This window comes from Streptomyces sp. NPDC054834, assembly GCF_053611185.1.
The window spans coordinates 23,406-38,670 of record NZ_JBSGZV010000048.1; the positions used below are offsets into that span (position 1 = coordinate 23,406).

Here is a 15,265-nt window from a genome sequence, read left to right on the forward strand (position 1 = left end):
GCTAGGACCAGGCCGCGACCATGTACCCCACGCCGTACGGCGCGTCCTCGTACAACAGCGTTCCCGTCAGGTCCGCGTTCTCGGCCGCGCCCGCCAGGACCTGCCAGGGAGCGCGGCCCGACGCCTTGAGCTCGTACGCCAGGCCGGGATCCAGCGCCTTCAGCGCCGCCACGTCCGCCGACCCCAGTGCCCGCGCGACCCCTGCGTCGAAGGGCGCGGCACGCTCGTCGAGGTAGCCCGGTGCCTTGACCGTGCGGCAGGCGCTGGCGTCGCCCATCACCAGCAGCCCCACCCGCGTCCGCCGCACGCCGATCTCCCTGCCCGCCTCGACACACCGCTCGGGGGCCAGGGGCTCCCCCACACCGAGTCCCTCGATCGGCGCGTCCGCCCAGCCCGTGCGCTCCAGCAACCAGCCGGCGACGGCGAGCGACGGCGGCAGCGTACGGTCGTACGCCGTCCCCTGGCCGGGACCGAGCCGTACGTCAAGGTCCACGCCGAAGCCGCGGAAGGACCCCGGGGTGCCCTGCGGGTGCGGTCCGCGCCCGCTCCGCTCGGCGGGCCCGACCACTACCAGCAGGTCGGTGCGGGCGGCGGCGAGCACACCGAGCGCGTCCGCGCACGCGACACGCGCCGCGTCCAGCTCGGGTGCGGCTCCCGCGGCGACCTCCGGCACGAGCAGCGGCGGACAGGGGCAGAGTGCGGCGGCGACAAGCATGATCGGCAGGGTAACGCCGACCCGGGCCTCAGTCGCAGTCCCAACCGCGACCGCTCCTCAGTCGCAGCCGCAACCGCTCGTCGCGACGGGCAGCGGTGCCGGTACGCCGATCTTCGGCAGCCCGAGCATCACGCCCGCCGGCTTGGCGGCCTCCGCGGCGTTGCGCTTCTCCCAGGCGTCGCCCGCGCGTGTGGGGCGCACGGCGAGGACGGGGCCCTCGGCGAGGAGGTGGTGCGGGGCGGCGTACGTCACCTCGACCGTCACCACGTCGCCGGGGCGCACCTCCTGCTCCGGCTTGGTGAAGTGGACCAGCCGGTTGTCCGGGGCCCGGCCGGACAACCGGTGGGTGGCGCCGTCCTTACGGCCCTCGCCCTCGGCGACCATCAGCTCCAGGGTGCGGCCGACCTGCTGCTTGTTCTCCGCCCAGGAGATCTCCTCCTGGAGGGCGACGAGACGCTCGTAGCGCGCCTGGACGACCTCCTTGGGGATCTGGTCGTCCATGGTCGCGGCGGGCGTGCCGGGCCGCTTGGAGTACTGGAAGGTGAACGCCTGCGTGAACCGTGCCTCGCGCACCACGTGCAGGGTCTGCTCGAAGTCCTCCTCGGTCTCGCCGGGGAAGCCCACGATGATGTCGGTGGTGATCGCGGCGTGCGGGATGGCGGCGCGCACCTTCTCGATGATCCCGAGGTAGCGCTCCTGCCGGTAGGACCGGCGCATCGCCTTCAGGACGGTGTCCGAACCGGACTGGAGTGGCATGTGCAGTTGCGGCATCACGTTCGGGGTCTCGGCCATGGCGGCGATGACGTCGTCGGTGAAGTCACGCGGGTGCGGGGACGTGAAGCGCACGCGCTCCAGGCCCTCGATCGTGCCGCAGGCCCGCAGCAGCTTGCTGAAGGCCTCGCGGTCGCCGATGTCGGAGCCGTAGGCGTTGACGTTCTGCCCGAGCAGCGTGATCTCGGAGACGCCCTCGGCGACCAATGCCTCGACTTCGGCGAGGATGTCGCCGGGACGGCGGTCCTTCTCCTTGCCCCGCAGCGCCGGGACGATGCAGAAGGTGCAGGTGTTGTTGCAGCCCACGGAGATCGACACCCAGGCCGCGTACGCGCTCTCGCGCCGGGTCGGCAGAGTGGAGGGGAAGGCCTCCAGCGACTCGGCGATCTCGACCTGAGCCTCCTCCTGCACGCGCGCGCGTTCCAGCAGGACCGGCAGCTTGCCGATGTTGTGCGTGCCGAAGACGACGTCCACCCAGGGCGCCTTCTTCACGATGGTGTCCCGGTCCTTCTGCGCCAGACATCCGCCGACCGCGATCTGCATCCCGGGGCGCTGCGCCTTCTTCGGCGCGAGCCGGCCCAGGTTGCCGTACAGCCGGTTGTCGGCGTTCTCCCGGACCGCGCACGTGTTGAAGACCACGACGTCCGCGTCCCCGTCGGATCCCTCGGCCGCGCGCACGTACCCGGCCTCTTCGAGCAGCCCGGACAATCGCTCGGAGTCGTGGACGTTCATCTGGCACCCGTAGGTGCGCACTTCGTACGTCTTGGATGAGGGGACGTCCACCGCGAGGCTCCGGTCGCTGCTGCTGGTCATTCCTCAAGGGTAGGCGGTCCCGGAAGTGCCCCGGGCCCCGCTGCGAGGGCACCGGCCGGCCGGCGCCGAGCGAGCCGGGCCGGGTGGTCGTCGGCTCCGGATCAACGGGCTGGGTGTGGCCGTACCGTGCCGGGTCCGCGCCGCGAGGTCCCCTGCGCGGCCGTCGTCATCCGGCCGGTATGGGCTCCCCCCGACCTGCTGGGCTTCATCGGACAGCAATTTTGTCTCCAGGCGGGCAAGGGCTACAGCTTCCCCGTCGACCTGGGCCCGCCCCGGCACACCCCGTACTGCTCCGGCCACGGGCCGGGAGACGCGTGATGCAATAGGGCCACTGAGCGGATCTCGGGCTGGAGTGAGGCGTGTTGAGCGAGGGCGGGGCCGATGCGGGGAGTTTCGAGCCGCTGGAGGACGGTGATCCGCGGGTCGTCGGCGGGTACCGGCTGGTGGCGCGGCTCGGCTCCGGCGGGATGGGGCGGGTGTATCTCTCGCACACGCCGGGCGGGCGGGCGGTCGCGGTCAAGGTGATCCGGCCGGAGCTGGCCGAGAACGCCGAGTTCCGCAAGCGGTTCCAGGCCGAGGTGGCGGCGGCGAGCCGGGTGCACGGGCTCTATACGGCTCCGGTCGTGGACAGCGACACGGAGGGAGCCGTGCCGTGGTGCGCTACCGCCTATGTGCCGGGGCCGTCCCTCGCCGACGCGGTCCGTGACCACGGGCCGCTGCCCGTCGGCACGGTGCTGCGGCTGATCGCCGGTGTCGCGGAGGCGTTGCAGGCAGTGCACCGCGAGGGCATCGTGCACCGTGACCTCAAGCCGTCCAACGTGCTGCTCGCCGCCGACGGCCCGCGTGTCATCGACTTCGGTGTCGCGCGCGCCGCGGACGCCACGTCGGTGACGCAGAGCGGCACCGCCTTCGGCACGGTCGCCTACATGGCGCCGGAGCAGGTGCTCGGCGGGGTGGCCGCCGCCTCCGCCGACGTGTTCGCCCTGGGTCAGACCGCCGTGTTCGCGGCGACGGGCGCCGGCGCCTTCGGGGACGGGGATCCGCACGCGGTGCTCTATCGGGTGGTGCACGAGGAGCCCGACCTCGGCCGTGTGCCGGAGGAGATACGTGATCTGGTGGCGCGGTGCCTGCGCAAGCCCGCCGCCGAGCGGCCTTCCGTGGAGGAGATCATCCGCGCCGTTCAGACGATCCAGGCCGATAGCGGTGACGATGCGCGGCTCACGTCCGGGGCGTGGCTGCCGGGCGAACTGGCGGCGGGGATCGCGGCTCGGGTGGAAGGCGCCGATCAGGGCCGGGCGGGCGCGGGGCCGGGGGCGGGAGGGGCTGAGGGCGCGCAGGCTTCCGCCGGTGCCGGGCCCGCGAGTTCGGGGGGATTCGGGCCTGCGGGGTCCGGCGGTTTCGGGCCCGCGAGCAGTCCCGGCGGCTACGGTGCCGGGAGCAGCCCGGGCGGCTACGGTGCCGGGAGCAGCCCGGGCGGTTACGGTCCTGCGGGCAATCCGGGCGGTTACGGTCCCGCAGCGGCCTACTCCCCCACCCCGCCGTCCCCTACCGTGCTGCCCGGGCCCTTCGTGACGCAGCCAGGAGCCGCACCGAATCCGTACGCTTCGTCTCCCTGGGCGCAGTCGCGGGAGGCGGCCTCCGCGCAGACCGCCCCGCAGAGCTCCTCCGGCCCCACGGGCGGAAAGGGCCGCCGGTCCCGGGTCTGGATGCTGTCGGCGGCGGCCGTCGCGCTCATCGCCGGTGGGGCGGCCGCCGCACTGCTGTTCGTCCCGCGGGAGGACGACAAGGATGCCGGCCGGGTGCAGGAGGCGGCCGCGTCGCGGTCGGCCACCGAGGCGTCGCCGTCGGTGTCCGGCTCCCCGTCCACCCGGGCCTCGAAGAAGCCGAAGCCCACCAAGTCCGCTCCCCCGCCCAGCCCTTCGGGGCCCGCGACGCCCACGCGGACCGCGACCTCGGCTCCCCCGACTGCCGCGACCGGCAAGCCCGCGGCCCCGAAGGCCCCTGTCGCGACCGCTTACTCCGGGATCCGGATGACCGCGAGCCACGACCTGTACCTGGCGGACACCCCGGTGCGGGCCAAGGCGGACACCGGGACCTCCGACGAGGATCTGACGTACGCCGTCTACTCCTCGGGCGCGGTCCTCGCCCCCGGCACCGACTCCGGCAGCTCCCTCGCGCTGCTGCCCGCGGGCCGGCAGGGCGGCCTCGACGCGTGCAAGGCCGCGACCGGCTACAAAAGCTACATCTGGGTCAAGGACCTGGCCGTCGGCCAGCAGATGTGCGTCATCAGCGGGACGGGACACGTCGGGCTGGTGACGTATCGGGGCTCGTCCGGGACGACGTACGCGACCTTGGACGTGAAGGTGTGGCGCGACGCGGCCTGAGGCCACGGGCCGTGCGCGGCCTCGTGTCCGGTCAGGCGCCGTCGGGGGCCCACCCCTGGCGGCGCAGGACGGCCGACACGTCCGGCGCCCGGTAGTGCCCGCCCTTGAGGACCTTGCCGTCGGCGCGGCGGGCTATCTGCCCGTCGGGGCCCAGCTTGCTCATGTTGGCGCGGTGGATCTCGGCGATCACCTGGTCGAGGTCGACCCCGTGCACCAGGGCCGTGCCGTACGCCACGTAGACCACGTCGGCCAGTTCGTGCGCGAGCCGGTCGAGCGGGCCGGTGACCGACACCTCGGCGACCTCCGCGGCCTCCTCGGCGAGCAGTTCCCCGCGGTGCGCGGCCAGCTCGGGGGCCACCTCCGCCGGCACGGTGCGGGCGTCGAGGCCGAAGGCGCGGTGGAACTCGCGGACGAGATCGGCGGGCGATGAGCTCATACGGCGACTCTAACGGCCGCCACTGACAGTCCCCGTCGCTCGCCCCGCGCTGGTCAGGACCGCGGGCGGCTGGCAGGATCGCGCGCATGTCCAAGGTGCTCCCCCGTATCGGCAGGCGCCGGGCCCTCCAGGGCGCGGCCGCCGGCTTCGTGGTCTTCGGGCTGCTGCTGTGGTGGCTGCTGCCCCTGGGCGAGGCCCCGCCGAGCGGGACGATCACCTTCAGCACCGGGGGGTCCCGGGGCGTCTACCAGGAGTACGGCGACCGGCTGCGCAAGGAGTTCGGCAAGGACATGCCGAGTCTGAAGGTGAAGCTGCTGGAGAGCGCCGGCTCACAGCAGAACGTGCGGCGCGTGGCCACGGGGAAGGCCGACTTCACCATCGCGGCGGCCGACGCGGTGGAGACGTACGAGCTGGAGCACCGCAGTGGTGCCGGGCAACTTCGCGGTGTGGCGCGGCTCTACGACGACTACGTGCAGCTGATCGTGCCGCTCGACTCGGACATCACGACCGTGGCGGACCTACGGCACAAGCGGGTGGCGATCGGGCTGCCCAACTCGGGTGTCCGGCTGATCGCCGACCGGGTCCTCAAGGCCGCGGGGATCGACCCCGACAAGGACATCACGCCGGAGTCCGACGGCATCGACACCGGACCCGACCGGCTGCGGCACGACAAGATCGACGCGTTCTTCTGGTCGGGCGGGCTGCCCACCAACGGTCTGGTCGAGCTGGCCAAGAAGTTCCCCTTCCGGTTCATTCCGATCGACGGCGAGGTGGTCTCCAGGCTGCACGCCCAGGGGGACGTCGCCCGCTACTACCGGACGACCAACATGCCCGAGTCGGCCTATCCGTCCCTGCGGCAGAGCTCCACCGTGGCGACCATCGCGGTGTCCAACCTGCTGATGACCCGCAAGGACATGGATCCCCGGCTCACCGAATGGATCACCCGCATCGTGATCAAGAGCCGTGACGGCATAGGCGCCCACGTCCACTCCGCCCAGCTCGTCGACCTGCGGACGGCGATCTACACCGACCCCCTCGCCCTGCACGAGGGCGCGCGCCGCTACTACCGGTCGGTGAAGCCCTAGTAGCGGTTTCGGATCAGCCCCGGTGCGCGGGTCCGTTCCTCGGCACCGTGACCGTCACCCGCAGGCCCTGCGACTCGTGGTGGGCGTACGCGATCGAGCCGCCGGACGCCGTGAGCAGGGCGCGGGTGATGGACAGGCCGAGGCCCGAGCCCTTGATGTTCTGATGGCGGCCGCTGCGCCAGAAGCGGTCGCCGACCCGGGCGAGTTCCTCGTCGGTGAGACCGGGGCCGGTGTCCGTGACGACGACCGTCGAGGTCTCGCCGTTGGAGGAGACGGTCACCTCGACCGTGCCCCCCTCGGGGCTGAACTTCACCGCGTTGTCGATCACCGCGTCCAGCGCACTGGACAGCGTGATCGGATCGGCCCAGCCGGTGGCGGGCGGACAGTCGCCGACCAGCCGGACGGCCTTCACTTCGGCGGCCGGTGCCCAGGCGGCCACTCTCTCGGCGGCCAGCTGGCCGATGTCGGTGAGCCGGATGTCCGCCTCGGCGTGCTCGGCCAGCGCCAGGTCGAGCAGGTCGTCGAGGACCTGCGCGAGGCGCTTGCCCTCGGTCCGGACCGAGGCGATCTCCTCGTTGTCCTCGGGCAGTTCGAGGGCCAGTAGTTCGATACGCAGCAGCAGCGCCGCGAGCGGGTTGCGCAGCTGGTGCGAGGCGTCGGCGACGAAGGCGCGCTGCTGCTCCAGCACGGCCTCGACGTTGTCCGCCATCTCGTTGAACGACCGGGCCAGCCGCCTGAGTTCCGGCGGACCGCCGGCCACCGCGACCCGGGACTTCAGGCGTCCGGTGGCGATGTCGTGGGTGGTGGCGTCGAGGACCCGTACGGGCAGGAGCACCCAGCCGGTCAGCCGCAGAGCGGCGCCGACGGCCAGCAGCATCGCGGCGATCTCGCCCGCGCCGATGAGCAGCCAGCCGTGCAGGATCCGCGAGCGCATCGCGCCTGTGGGCGAGTCGGTGACCACCACCGCCACGACGTCACCGTCCCGGATCACCGGCGAGGCGACGACGAGACGCGTGCGCTGCCAGGGCCACACCTGCTCCGGGTCGTGGCTGCGCCGGCTGAGCAGCGCCTCCTGGAACGCGTCCCGCATCACGCCCTGGTCGGGCAGGATCCAGTCGTCGGGCGCGTTGGCCATCGCCGACCCGTTGCGGTAGAAGACGCCCGCGCGAATGCCGTAGACGCCGTAGTAGTTGGCAAGTTCGCGGCGCAGGGTCTCGGTGCGCTCGTCGACGCCCGTGCGGCTGGATCCGCTGGGCCCGTCGGTGACGAACTGGGCGAGCGCCGCGAAGCGGGCCGTGTCGTCGATCCGGTCGACGACCACGCCCTGCTGCTGGGCCGCCGCCACACTGACGGCGAGCGGGAAGCCGAGGGCGAGCAGTACGGCCGCCATCAGGACGATGAGCAGCGGGAGGAGCCTGGTGCGCACCCGTCCCCGCTAGGCGGCCGGGGCGACGAGGCGGTAGCCGACGCCGCGTACGGTCTCGATCAGCGCGGGCATGCGCAACTTGGCACGCAGGGAGGCGACGTGCACTTCCAGGGTGCGCCCCGTGCCCTCCCAGCTCGTCTGCCACACCTCGCTGATGATCTGTTCTCGTCGGAAGACCACTCCGGGGCGCTGAGCGAGCAGGGCGAGGAGATCGAACTCCTTGCGGGTCAGTTGGACGACCGAACCGTCCACGCTGACCTGACGGGTGGGCAGCTCGATGTGCACGGGCCCGAGCCGCAGTGCGCTCTCGCCGCCCGGTCCGGCTTCCTCGTGGATGGTGCGCCGGCTGACGGCGTGGATCCGGGCGAGCAGTTCGCCGGTGTCGTACGGCTTCACCACGTAGTCGTCGGCGCCGAGATTGAGGCCGTGGATGCGGGAGCGGACGTCGGAGCGGGCGGTGACCATGATCACCGGGATGCTGGTGCGCTTGCGGATCTTGCCGCAGACCTCGTAACCGTCCTGGTCCGGCAGGCCCAGGTCGAGCAGGACGACGCTGAAGCCGGCGCCTTCCGGGACGAGGGCCTGGAGGGCCTCCTCGCCGCTGCGCGCGTGGGTGACGTCGAACCCGTGCCGCTTGAGGACCGCGGACAGAGCGGCGGCGACATGGTTGTCGTCCTCGACGAGCAGCAGTCTCATCCCGGCCCCCTCCGCTTCGAACGGTCGTAGTCTCTGTTTGTAGAGATCCGTAGAAAATCGCGTGCACGCGCACGTGCACCAAGGCAGTCACGCTGATGGACGACGACGGCGTCAAGAGGGTTCCGGTTGCCCGCGACTTCCGTTACCCGGCCGATACGCACACCCGTCACAACTGCTACGACACGTGTCCGATTGCTATCGGATCGTGATGCTCAGATTCCCCTCAGATGTAATGACGCAGGTCATTCGGCCTCACTACTGTCCTCCGAAACCGAGGAGGACGGAGCCTGAAAGCGATGACCGAAGTATCGGTGGCCAAGGAAGACGTGGCCGCGACCGGCGAACTGGTCGTCCTGAAGAGCGTCAACAAGCACTTCGGCGCGTTGCACGTGCTCCAGGACATCGATCTGACGATCACCCGCGGCGAGGTCGTCGTGGTCATCGGGCCCTCCGGGTCCGGCAAGTCCACCCTGTGCCGCACCATCAACCGGCTGGAGACCATCGACTCGGGCACCATCGCGATCGACGGCAAGCCCCTCCCCCAGGAGGGCAAGGAGCTGGCGCGGTTGCGGGCGGACGTCGGGATGGTCTTCCAGTCCTTCAACCTCTTCGCGCACAAGACCGTGCTCGAGAACGTGATGCTGGGCCAGATCAAGGTCCGCAAGACCGACAAGAAGCAGGCCGAGGACAAGGCTCGCGCCCTGCTCGACCGGGTCGGTGTGGGCACCCAGGCCGACAAGTACCCCGCACAGCTCTCCGGCGGCCAGCAGCAGCGCGTGGCGATCGCCCGGGCGCTGGCGATGGGCCCGAAGGTCATGCTCTTCGACGAGCCGACCTCGGCTCTCGACCCCGAGATGATCAACGAGGTCCTCGAGGTCATGCAGCAGCTCGCCCGGGAGGGCATGACGATGGTCGTCGTCACCCATGAGATGGGTTTCGCACGATCGGCTGCAAACCGAGTGGTCTTCATGGCGGACGGCCGCATCGTCGAACAGGCTGCGCCCGACCAGTTCTTCAGCAATCCGCGCAGTGACCGTGCCAAGGACTTCCTGTCGAAGATCCTGCACCACTGACAGCGCCCGTCGCGTCCCACGCTTTGTGTCACCCGGGCCGAGGGCCCGCATCTCCTCACCACACGAAGGATGTTCACCATGAAGCTCCGCAAGGTCACCGCCGCCTCGGCCGTCGTGCTCGCCCTCACCGTGGCCGCCACGGCGTGCGGCGAGAACAAGAAGGACAAGGAGGGCGGTTCCTCCGGCAGCGGTGGCGGCAACAAGATCACCATCGGCATCAAGTACGACCAGCCCGGTATCGGCCAGAAGACCCCGCAGGGCTACTCGGGCTTCGACGTCGACGTGGCGACGTACGTGGCCAAGAAGCTCGGCTACAGCGCGGACCAGATCGAGTGGAAGGAGTCGAAGAGCGCCGACCGCGAGACCATGCTCAAGCGCGGTGACGTCGACTTCATCGCCGCCTCCTACTCGATCACCCCGGAGCGCCAGAAGCTGGTCGACTTCGCCGGCCCGTACCTGCTCGCCCACCAGGACGTGCTGGTCCGCGCGGACGACAACAGCATCAAGTCGCCTTCGGACCTGAACAAGAAGAAGCTGTGTTCGGTGACCGGCTCCACGTCGGCGCAGAACGTCCACGACAAGCTCGCCCCCAAGGCGCAGCTCCAGGAGTACCCGACCTACTCCGCGTGCCTCACCGGTCTGCAGAACAAGGCCATCGACGCGCTGACCACCGACGACTCGATCCTCGCCGGATACGCCGCCCAGTCGCAGTTCAAGGGCAAGTTCAAGCTCGGCGGCCTCAAGATGACCAACGAGAACTACGGCATCGGCGTCAAGAAGGGCAGCGACCTCAAGGCCAAGATCAACAAGGCGCTGGAGTCGATGGTCTCCGACGGTTCGTGGCAGAAGGCCGTGGACAAGAACTTCGGTCCGGCCGGCTACAAGAACGAGCCCGCCCCGAAGATCGGCGACGTCAAGAGCTGAGGCAGTGCCCGCCGGTGCGCCGTCCGGCGGCGGCGCACCGGGGCATCCCTACACGCGGAAGCGCGGGAGATCGTGTTCGACTTTGTTGACAGTTATGACGTGCTGGGAGCCTTCTGGACGACGGTGCAGCTGGCTCTGCTGTCCGCCGTCGGCTCCTTGGTCTGGGGCACCTTGCTGGCCGCCATGCGGGTCAGCCCGGTGCCGCTGATGCGCGGTTTCGGGACCGCCTACGTGAACATCGTGCGGAACATCCCGCTCACGGTGATCATTCTGTTCGCCTCGCTCGGCCTCTTCCAGACGCTGAACGTCACCCTCGGCGGCGGAAGCGACTTCAAGACGGTCAACTTCCGGCTGGCGGTGCTCGGCCTGATCGTCTACACCTCGGCCTTCGTGTGCGAGGCGCTGCGCTCCGGCATCAACACTGTCCCGGTCGGGCAGGCGGAGGCGGCGCGGGCCCTCGGCCTGAGCTTCACCCAGGTGCTGGGACTGGTCGTCCTTCCGCAGGCCTTCCGGGCCGCAGTCGGCCCGCTGACCAATGTCCTGATCGCGCTGACGAAGAACACGACGGTGGCTGCCGCGATCGGCGTGGCGGAAGCGGCGTACGTGATGAAGGAAATGCTCGACAAAGAAGCCCAGCTGATGGCGATCTCCGCGGTCATCGCCTTCGGTTTCTGCTGCCTGACACTGCCGACGGGTCTGATCCTCGGCTGGGTGGGCAAGAAGGTGGCGGTGAAGCGATGACCTCGGTTCTGTACGACGCCCAGGGGCCCGGCGCCAAGCGGCGCAACGTCCTGTACACGGCGGGCTTCCTGGTCGCCTTCGCGGCCGTCCTGTGGTGGGTCTTCAGTTCCCTCAACGACAAGGGGCAGCTGGAGTGGGTGCTGTGGAAGCCGTACTTGAGCGGCACCGAGGCCTATTCCACGTACATCTGGCCCGGTCTGCAGAACACACTGAAGGCCGCGGCGCTGGCCATGGTCATCGCGCTGCCGCTGGGTGCCGTCTTCGGCATAGCCCGGCTCTCGGACCACGTCTGGATCCGCGTACCGGCCTCGGTCGTGGTCGAGTTCTTCCGGGCCATTCCCGTGCTGATCCTGATGATCTTCGGGAACGCCCTGTACGCCGACTACACCGACGTCAGTTCGGACGACCGTCCACTGTATGCGGTCGTCACGGGCCTCGTGCTGTACAACGCGTCGGTGCTCGCGGAGGTCGTCCGGGCCGGCATCCTCTCGCTGCCCAAGGGCCAGTCCGAGGCCGCCATGGCGATCGGTCTGCGCAAGAACCAGGTGATGCGGCTCATCCTGCTGCCTCAGGCGGTCACCGCGATGCTCCCTGCGATCGTCAGCCAGCTCGTGGTGATCGTGAAGGACACGGCTCTGGGCGGCGCGGTCCTCACCTTCCCTGAGCTGCTTGCCTCGGCCAACACGATGAGCGGCTACTACGGTGCCAACACCATCGCCTCGTTCACCGTCGTCGCCGTGATCTACATCGTGCTCAACTTCTCGCTCACGAGCTTCGCGAGCTGGCTGGAGGGCCGCCTGCGGCGCGCCAAGAGGACGAGCGGAGCAGTGCTGGCGCCGGACGACGCGTCGATCGCGGGCACCGCGGGGACGGGCGCCGGCGGTGCAGGAGGCCCCGGCGTGGGCACACTCTGACGTCCTTGACTCGGCCCTTGGGCCGAGTCCGGTCTTCCACGGGGTGGCACGCATGAGTGCCACCCCTTTTCCGCGTAATACCCGGCGCGCAACCGGATGCGGAGTCCCATCGAGAGAACAACATGGCACGCCGCATTCGCCAGGTCCTGGCCTCGGGCCCCCGCGCGGGACGCCGCCGAGGATGCCCTCACGCGCGCTCAGACGGCGCACGCGCGTTCAGGCCGCCCATGAGGCATGGCTCGCACGTGGTGCGACCACCCAAAGAGTGACCTGATCTTCCCGACCGCCACCACACTCCGTCGCTTGACGCAATCAGCGCGAATGGGTTGCATACGTTCTGTGATCGTGCACCCTGCTCCACCTTTTTGTTCACACTCATCCGTCAGGGCACCGCTGCGGGCAGGGGGCGACGCGCCGTGGACCCGGTGATCATCGTCGGAGCGGGGCCCGTCGGGCTCACGCTCGCGCTGGCGCTGGCCCGCCAGGAGGTGCCGTGCGTCGTCCTCGACGAGGGACCGGGCAAGGACGAACCACGGCTCGCGCGCACGGTCGTGCTGCGCGAGGACACCGCCGCGCTGATGGAACGGCTGACCGGTTTCCCGCTCAGTGAGCGGGGGGTCCGTTGGGCCGGATGGCGGTCGTTGCGGCGCAAGCAGGTGATGCGTGAGATCGTCTTCGACCTCCCGGCCGGGAGCGCCGAGAACCCCGAGGACACCGAGGAGGGGGCCGACGGCGGTGCCGGCCCCGCCCCGTTGCACCTCGCCCAGCACGTGCTGACCGGCGCGCTGCGTGCCGCTGCTGCCCGCGAGCCGCTCGTGAAGGTCGCCGTGGACAGCCGCGTGGACGCGATCGAGCAGGAGCGTTCCGGCGTCGCCGCGCACACCCGGGGACCCAGCGGCACCTGGTGGCGCGGCAGTTACCTGGTCGGCTGCGACGGCCCGCGCTCGACCGTGCGCAAACTGACGGACATCCGCTTCCCGGGCCGTACGGCGGTGGAGCGACACGCCGTAGCCGCCCTGCGCGTGGAACTTCCGTGGCCGGGTCGTGCGTTGCTCCATCGGATGCCGCCGTGGCGGACGTCCGGGCCCTCGGCCGGGGAGGTGACCGCCCGCCCCCTCCCGGACGGAGTGTGGCGTCTGGACTGGCTGCTGCCGCCGGGCAAGGACCTGGTCACGCCCGAGCTGCTGGTGGCCCGCGTCCGCGAGACCCTCGCGGGGTGGACGGACGGCACCACACCGCCGTACGAACTCCTCGACACCGGAGTCCACACGGTGCACCACCGGCTGGCCCGCCGGTGGCGCGTCGGCCGGGTGCTCCTCGCCGGGGACGCGGCCCATCTGCTCGGTGCGCTGGGCACCCAGGGGCTGGACGAGGGGATCCGGGACGCCGACAACCTCGCCTGGAAGCTGGCGCGCGTCTGGCACCACGGCCCGCACGAGCCGCTGCTCGACAGCTACCAGGCCGAGCGGCGCGCGGTGATCGCCGCCAGGCTGCGCGCCGCCGACCAGGCGCTGCCGGTGCTGCGCGGCGGCGGTGGGCTGCGCGCGTACGTCCCCGGCACTGCCCGGGGGCACGACGTGCTGTTCACGGACGGTCATCTGGGGCGTGGGCCGCTCGGTGCGCCGGAGACGTACGCCGGCTCGCCGCTCGCGCCTCCGCGCGTCGAGGGTGAGATCACCGTCGGCACCCCGCCCGGCGCGCAGGTGAGCGACGTACGGGTCACGGCGGAGGACGGCACCTTCGTACGGCTGCGGGACCGGCTCGGCCGTGGCGCGCTGCTGGTCGTCCTGATCGCGCCGGGCACGGGCGTGTGGGACCGCAAGCACTGGGTGACCGCCGGAGTCATGCCCCGTCTCGCGGGCGCGGTGACCGCGCTGCCGCACCCCGCCGAGCTGCTGGTCGCCGAGAGCTATCCGGGCGCGCCCGCGCACAGCGTGCTGCTCGTGCGCCCCGACGGTCACCTGGTGACCGCGCTGAGCGGGGTCCGCCCGGCTGATCTGTATACGGCGGCGGAGGCAGCGGTGGGCGGCCCGGCTGCGATGAAGGGGGAGGCGGAGGCGGACGCCGGCGCGGAAACGCAGGCAGGGGCGAGGTCCGGCGCGCGTTGAGCGCACATACAGTCACACTGTGGTCCACATAGTGACTGTGAGTTGACCGGTAGGTGCCGCCAATGGTGTACTCCGGACCATGACCGACACCGATGTGCGCCTGTGGCGGAGGGTCCATATGGACCTCGTCCGCTATGCGGGCTGCGTGTGTCGCCCGTCCTGCTGAATTCGCTTCCCCTTTTCTCTCCGGGCGCCCCGTTGGGCGCCCCTTCGGCGAACGCTCTTCAGGACGGTGCACGTGTCTGTCTCTCCTCCCGTGTCCGCGGCCGTTTCGGCACCCACGCAGGCGGACCTCCTCGACTTCGTACGGCGTACGGCCGCCGACGCCGAACTCATCGCCTCGCTCCCGCTCGACCCGGAGGGCCGCACCTGGGTGCGGCTCGAGGGTCCCGGCGGCAGCGAGGCCTGGCTGATCGGCTGGCCGCCGGGCACCGGCACCGGCTGGCACGACCACGCCGACTCGGTCGGCGCGTTCCTCACCGCGGCCGGGGAGCTGAAGGAGAACTCGCTCGCCGCCCGGCTGCCCACCGACGGCTGGAAGACCCTGGAGCTCAGCGACGGCGTGGACCGCGAGCGGCGGCTGCCGGCCGGCAAGGGCCGCTCCTTCGGCCGCCACCACGTCCACGAGGTGCTCAACGAGTCCACCGAGCGGCACGCGATCTCCGTGCACGCCTACTACCCGCCGCTGCCCCAGATCCGCCGTTACAGTCGCACCAGGCAGGTGCTCCGGCTGGAGCAGGTCGAACGCCCGGAGGACTGGCAGTGAGCAGCACGACAGGACAGCCGCCCGGCATCGATGAATTGCTGGAGCGCGTACGCGCGGGCTACCGGCGCATCGAGGCGCGGGAGGCGTACGAGGCGGCGCGGGCGGGTGACGCGCTGCTGGTCGACATCCGGTACGCCGCCCTGCGCGACCGGGACGGCCTCATTCCCGGCGCCCTGGTCATCGAGCGCAACGAACTCGAGTGGCGCCTCGACCCCAGGGGCAGCCACCGGGTTCCCGAGGCAACCGGTCACGACCTGCACATCGTGGTGATCTGCAACGAGGGCTACGCGTCCAGTCTGGCCGCCGCCTCCCTGCACCAGCTGGGGCTGCACCGGGCGACCGACCTGGTCGGCGGGTTCCAGGCGTGGAAGGCGGCGGAGCTGCCGGTGGCGTCGGACACCGCGTGACGACCT

The 15,265-nt window shown here is 70.9% G+C and carries 16 protein-coding genes; 11 read left to right on the forward strand and 5 right to left on the reverse strand.

Annotation, left to right across the window (positions count from 1 at the left end; translation table 11 throughout):
* Position 1: 1 nt before the first annotated feature.
* Positions 2-715, reverse strand: coding sequence for a class III extradiol dioxygenase subunit B-like domain-containing protein (locus tag ACWGJM_RS40040; RefSeq protein ID WP_453416679.1), 714 nt, complete (start codon positions 713-715; stop codon positions 2-4).
* 57 nt (positions 716-772) lie between these two features.
* Complete coding sequence (gene miaB / locus ACWGJM_RS40045) at positions 773-2,299, reverse strand: tRNA (N6-isopentenyl adenosine(37)-C2)-methylthiotransferase MiaB (protein ID WP_453416680.1); 1,527 nt, start codon at positions 2,297-2,299, stop codon at positions 773-775.
* A gap of 126 nt (positions 2,300-2,425) precedes the next feature.
* Between miaB and ACWGJM_RS40050 the strand changes: the two genes are divergently transcribed.
* Complete coding sequence (locus ACWGJM_RS40050) at positions 2,426-2,617, forward strand: hypothetical protein (protein WP_453416681.1); 192 nt, start codon at positions 2,426-2,428, stop codon at positions 2,615-2,617.
* Positions 2,618-2,658: 41 nt separating this feature from the next.
* The gene (locus ACWGJM_RS40055) at positions 2,659-4,683 is read left to right on the forward strand and encodes a protein kinase domain-containing protein (RefSeq protein WP_453416682.1); all 2,025 of its coding nucleotides are present in this window, start codon (positions 2,659-2,661) and stop codon (positions 4,681-4,683) included.
* Between the two features lie 31 nt (positions 4,684-4,714).
* On the opposite strand, the gene ACWGJM_RS40060 is transcribed toward ACWGJM_RS40055, so the two are convergent.
* A complete protein-coding gene (locus ACWGJM_RS40060) occupies positions 4,715-5,119 on the reverse strand; it encodes a pyrophosphohydrolase domain-containing protein (protein ID WP_453416683.1) in 405 nt (134 codons plus the stop codon).
* Between the two features lie 86 nt (positions 5,120-5,205).
* On the opposite strand from ACWGJM_RS40060, the gene ACWGJM_RS40065 reads away from it, so the two are divergent.
* Positions 5,206-6,204: a TAXI family TRAP transporter solute-binding subunit gene (locus ACWGJM_RS40065; RefSeq protein WP_453416684.1), complete on the forward strand. Its 999-nt coding sequence runs from the start codon at positions 5,206-5,208 to the stop codon at positions 6,202-6,204.
* Between the two features lie 13 nt (positions 6,205-6,217).
* On the opposite strand, the gene ACWGJM_RS40070 is transcribed toward ACWGJM_RS40065, so the two are convergent.
* Positions 6,218-7,630 (reverse strand): ATP-binding protein, encoded by a 1,413-nt coding sequence (locus tag ACWGJM_RS40070; protein ID WP_453416685.1) that lies wholly within the window; start codon positions 7,628-7,630, stop codon positions 6,218-6,220.
* A 9-nt stretch (positions 7,631-7,639) separates the two neighbouring features.
* Positions 7,640-8,326 (reverse strand): response regulator transcription factor, encoded by a 687-nt coding sequence (locus tag ACWGJM_RS40075; RefSeq protein ID WP_453416686.1) that lies wholly within the window; start codon positions 8,324-8,326, stop codon positions 7,640-7,642.
* Positions 8,327-8,622: 296 nt separating this feature from the next.
* On the opposite strand from ACWGJM_RS40075, the gene ACWGJM_RS40080 reads away from it, so the two are divergent.
* The 8 genes from ACWGJM_RS40080 to ACWGJM_RS40115 all read left to right on the forward strand — a co-directional run bounded on the left by ACWGJM_RS40080 (position 8,623) and on the right by ACWGJM_RS40115 (position 15,259).
* Positions 8,623-9,399: an amino acid ABC transporter ATP-binding protein gene (locus tag ACWGJM_RS40080; RefSeq protein ID WP_390735310.1), complete on the forward strand. Its 777-nt coding sequence runs from the start codon at positions 8,623-8,625 to the stop codon at positions 9,397-9,399.
* A gap of 78 nt (positions 9,400-9,477) precedes the next feature.
* Positions 9,478-10,323, forward strand: a complete 846-nt coding sequence (locus ACWGJM_RS40085) for a glutamate ABC transporter substrate-binding protein (RefSeq protein ID WP_453416687.1) — start codon at positions 9,478-9,480, stop codon at positions 10,321-10,323.
* Positions 10,324-10,395: 72 nt separating this feature from the next.
* Positions 10,396-11,064, forward strand: coding sequence for an amino acid ABC transporter permease (locus ACWGJM_RS40090; protein WP_453416688.1), 669 nt, complete (start codon positions 10,396-10,398; stop codon positions 11,062-11,064).
* Positions 11,061-11,978, forward strand: coding sequence for an amino acid ABC transporter permease (locus ACWGJM_RS40095; protein WP_453416689.1), 918 nt, complete (start codon positions 11,061-11,063; stop codon positions 11,976-11,978). The genes ACWGJM_RS40090 and ACWGJM_RS40095 overlap by 4 nt, the downstream gene beginning before the upstream one ends.
* A 416-nt stretch (positions 11,979-12,394) precedes the next feature.
* Positions 12,395-14,086, forward strand: coding sequence for an FAD-dependent monooxygenase (locus tag ACWGJM_RS40100; protein ID WP_453416690.1), 1,692 nt, complete (start codon positions 12,395-12,397; stop codon positions 14,084-14,086).
* A 118-nt stretch (positions 14,087-14,204) separates the two neighbouring features.
* Entirely contained in the window at positions 14,205-14,252 is a 48-nt protein-coding gene (locus ACWGJM_RS40105) for a hypothetical protein (RefSeq protein WP_309506048.1), read from the forward strand.
* 72 nt (positions 14,253-14,324) lie between these two features.
* Positions 14,325-14,852, forward strand: coding sequence for a cysteine dioxygenase (locus tag ACWGJM_RS40110; protein ID WP_453416691.1), 528 nt, complete (start codon positions 14,325-14,327; stop codon positions 14,850-14,852).
* On the forward strand, positions 14,849-15,259 hold the full coding sequence (locus ACWGJM_RS40115) for a rhodanese-like domain-containing protein (RefSeq protein ID WP_453416692.1): 411 nt from the start codon (positions 14,849-14,851) through the stop codon (positions 15,257-15,259). Before ACWGJM_RS40110 ends, ACWGJM_RS40115 begins: the two co-directional genes overlap by 4 nt.
* Positions 15,260-15,265: the final 6 nt, after the last annotated feature.

Excerpts from the sequence above, each read along its gene's own strand:
- ACWGJM_RS40085 (WP_453416687.1), top strand. The coding sequence starts at position 9,478 with ATGAAGCTCCGCAAGGTCACCGCCGCCTCGGCCGTCGTGCTCGCCCTC.
- ACWGJM_RS40075 (WP_453416686.1), bottom strand. The coding sequence starts at position 8,326 with ATGAGACTGCTGCTCGTCGAGGACGACAACCATGTCGCCGCCGCTCTG.
- ACWGJM_RS40095 (WP_453416689.1), top strand. The coding sequence starts at position 11,061 with ATGACCTCGGTTCTGTACGACGCCCAGGGGCCCGGCGCCAAGCGGCGC.
- ACWGJM_RS40080 (WP_390735310.1), top strand. The coding sequence starts at position 8,623 with ATGACCGAAGTATCGGTGGCCAAGGAAGACGTGGCCGCGACCGGCGAA.
- ACWGJM_RS40040 (WP_453416679.1), bottom strand. The coding sequence starts at position 715 with ATGCTTGTCGCCGCCGCACTCTGCCCCTGTCCGCCGCTGCTCGTGCCG.
- ACWGJM_RS40060 (WP_453416683.1), bottom strand. The coding sequence starts at position 5,119 with ATGAGCTCATCGCCCGCCGATCTCGTCCGCGAGTTCCACCGCGCCTTC.
- ACWGJM_RS40065 (WP_453416684.1), top strand. The coding sequence starts at position 5,206 with ATGTCCAAGGTGCTCCCCCGTATCGGCAGGCGCCGGGCCCTCCAGGGC.
- miaB (WP_453416680.1), bottom strand. The coding sequence starts at position 2,299 with ATGACCAGCAGCAGCGACCGGAGCCTCGCGGTGGACGTCCCCTCATCC.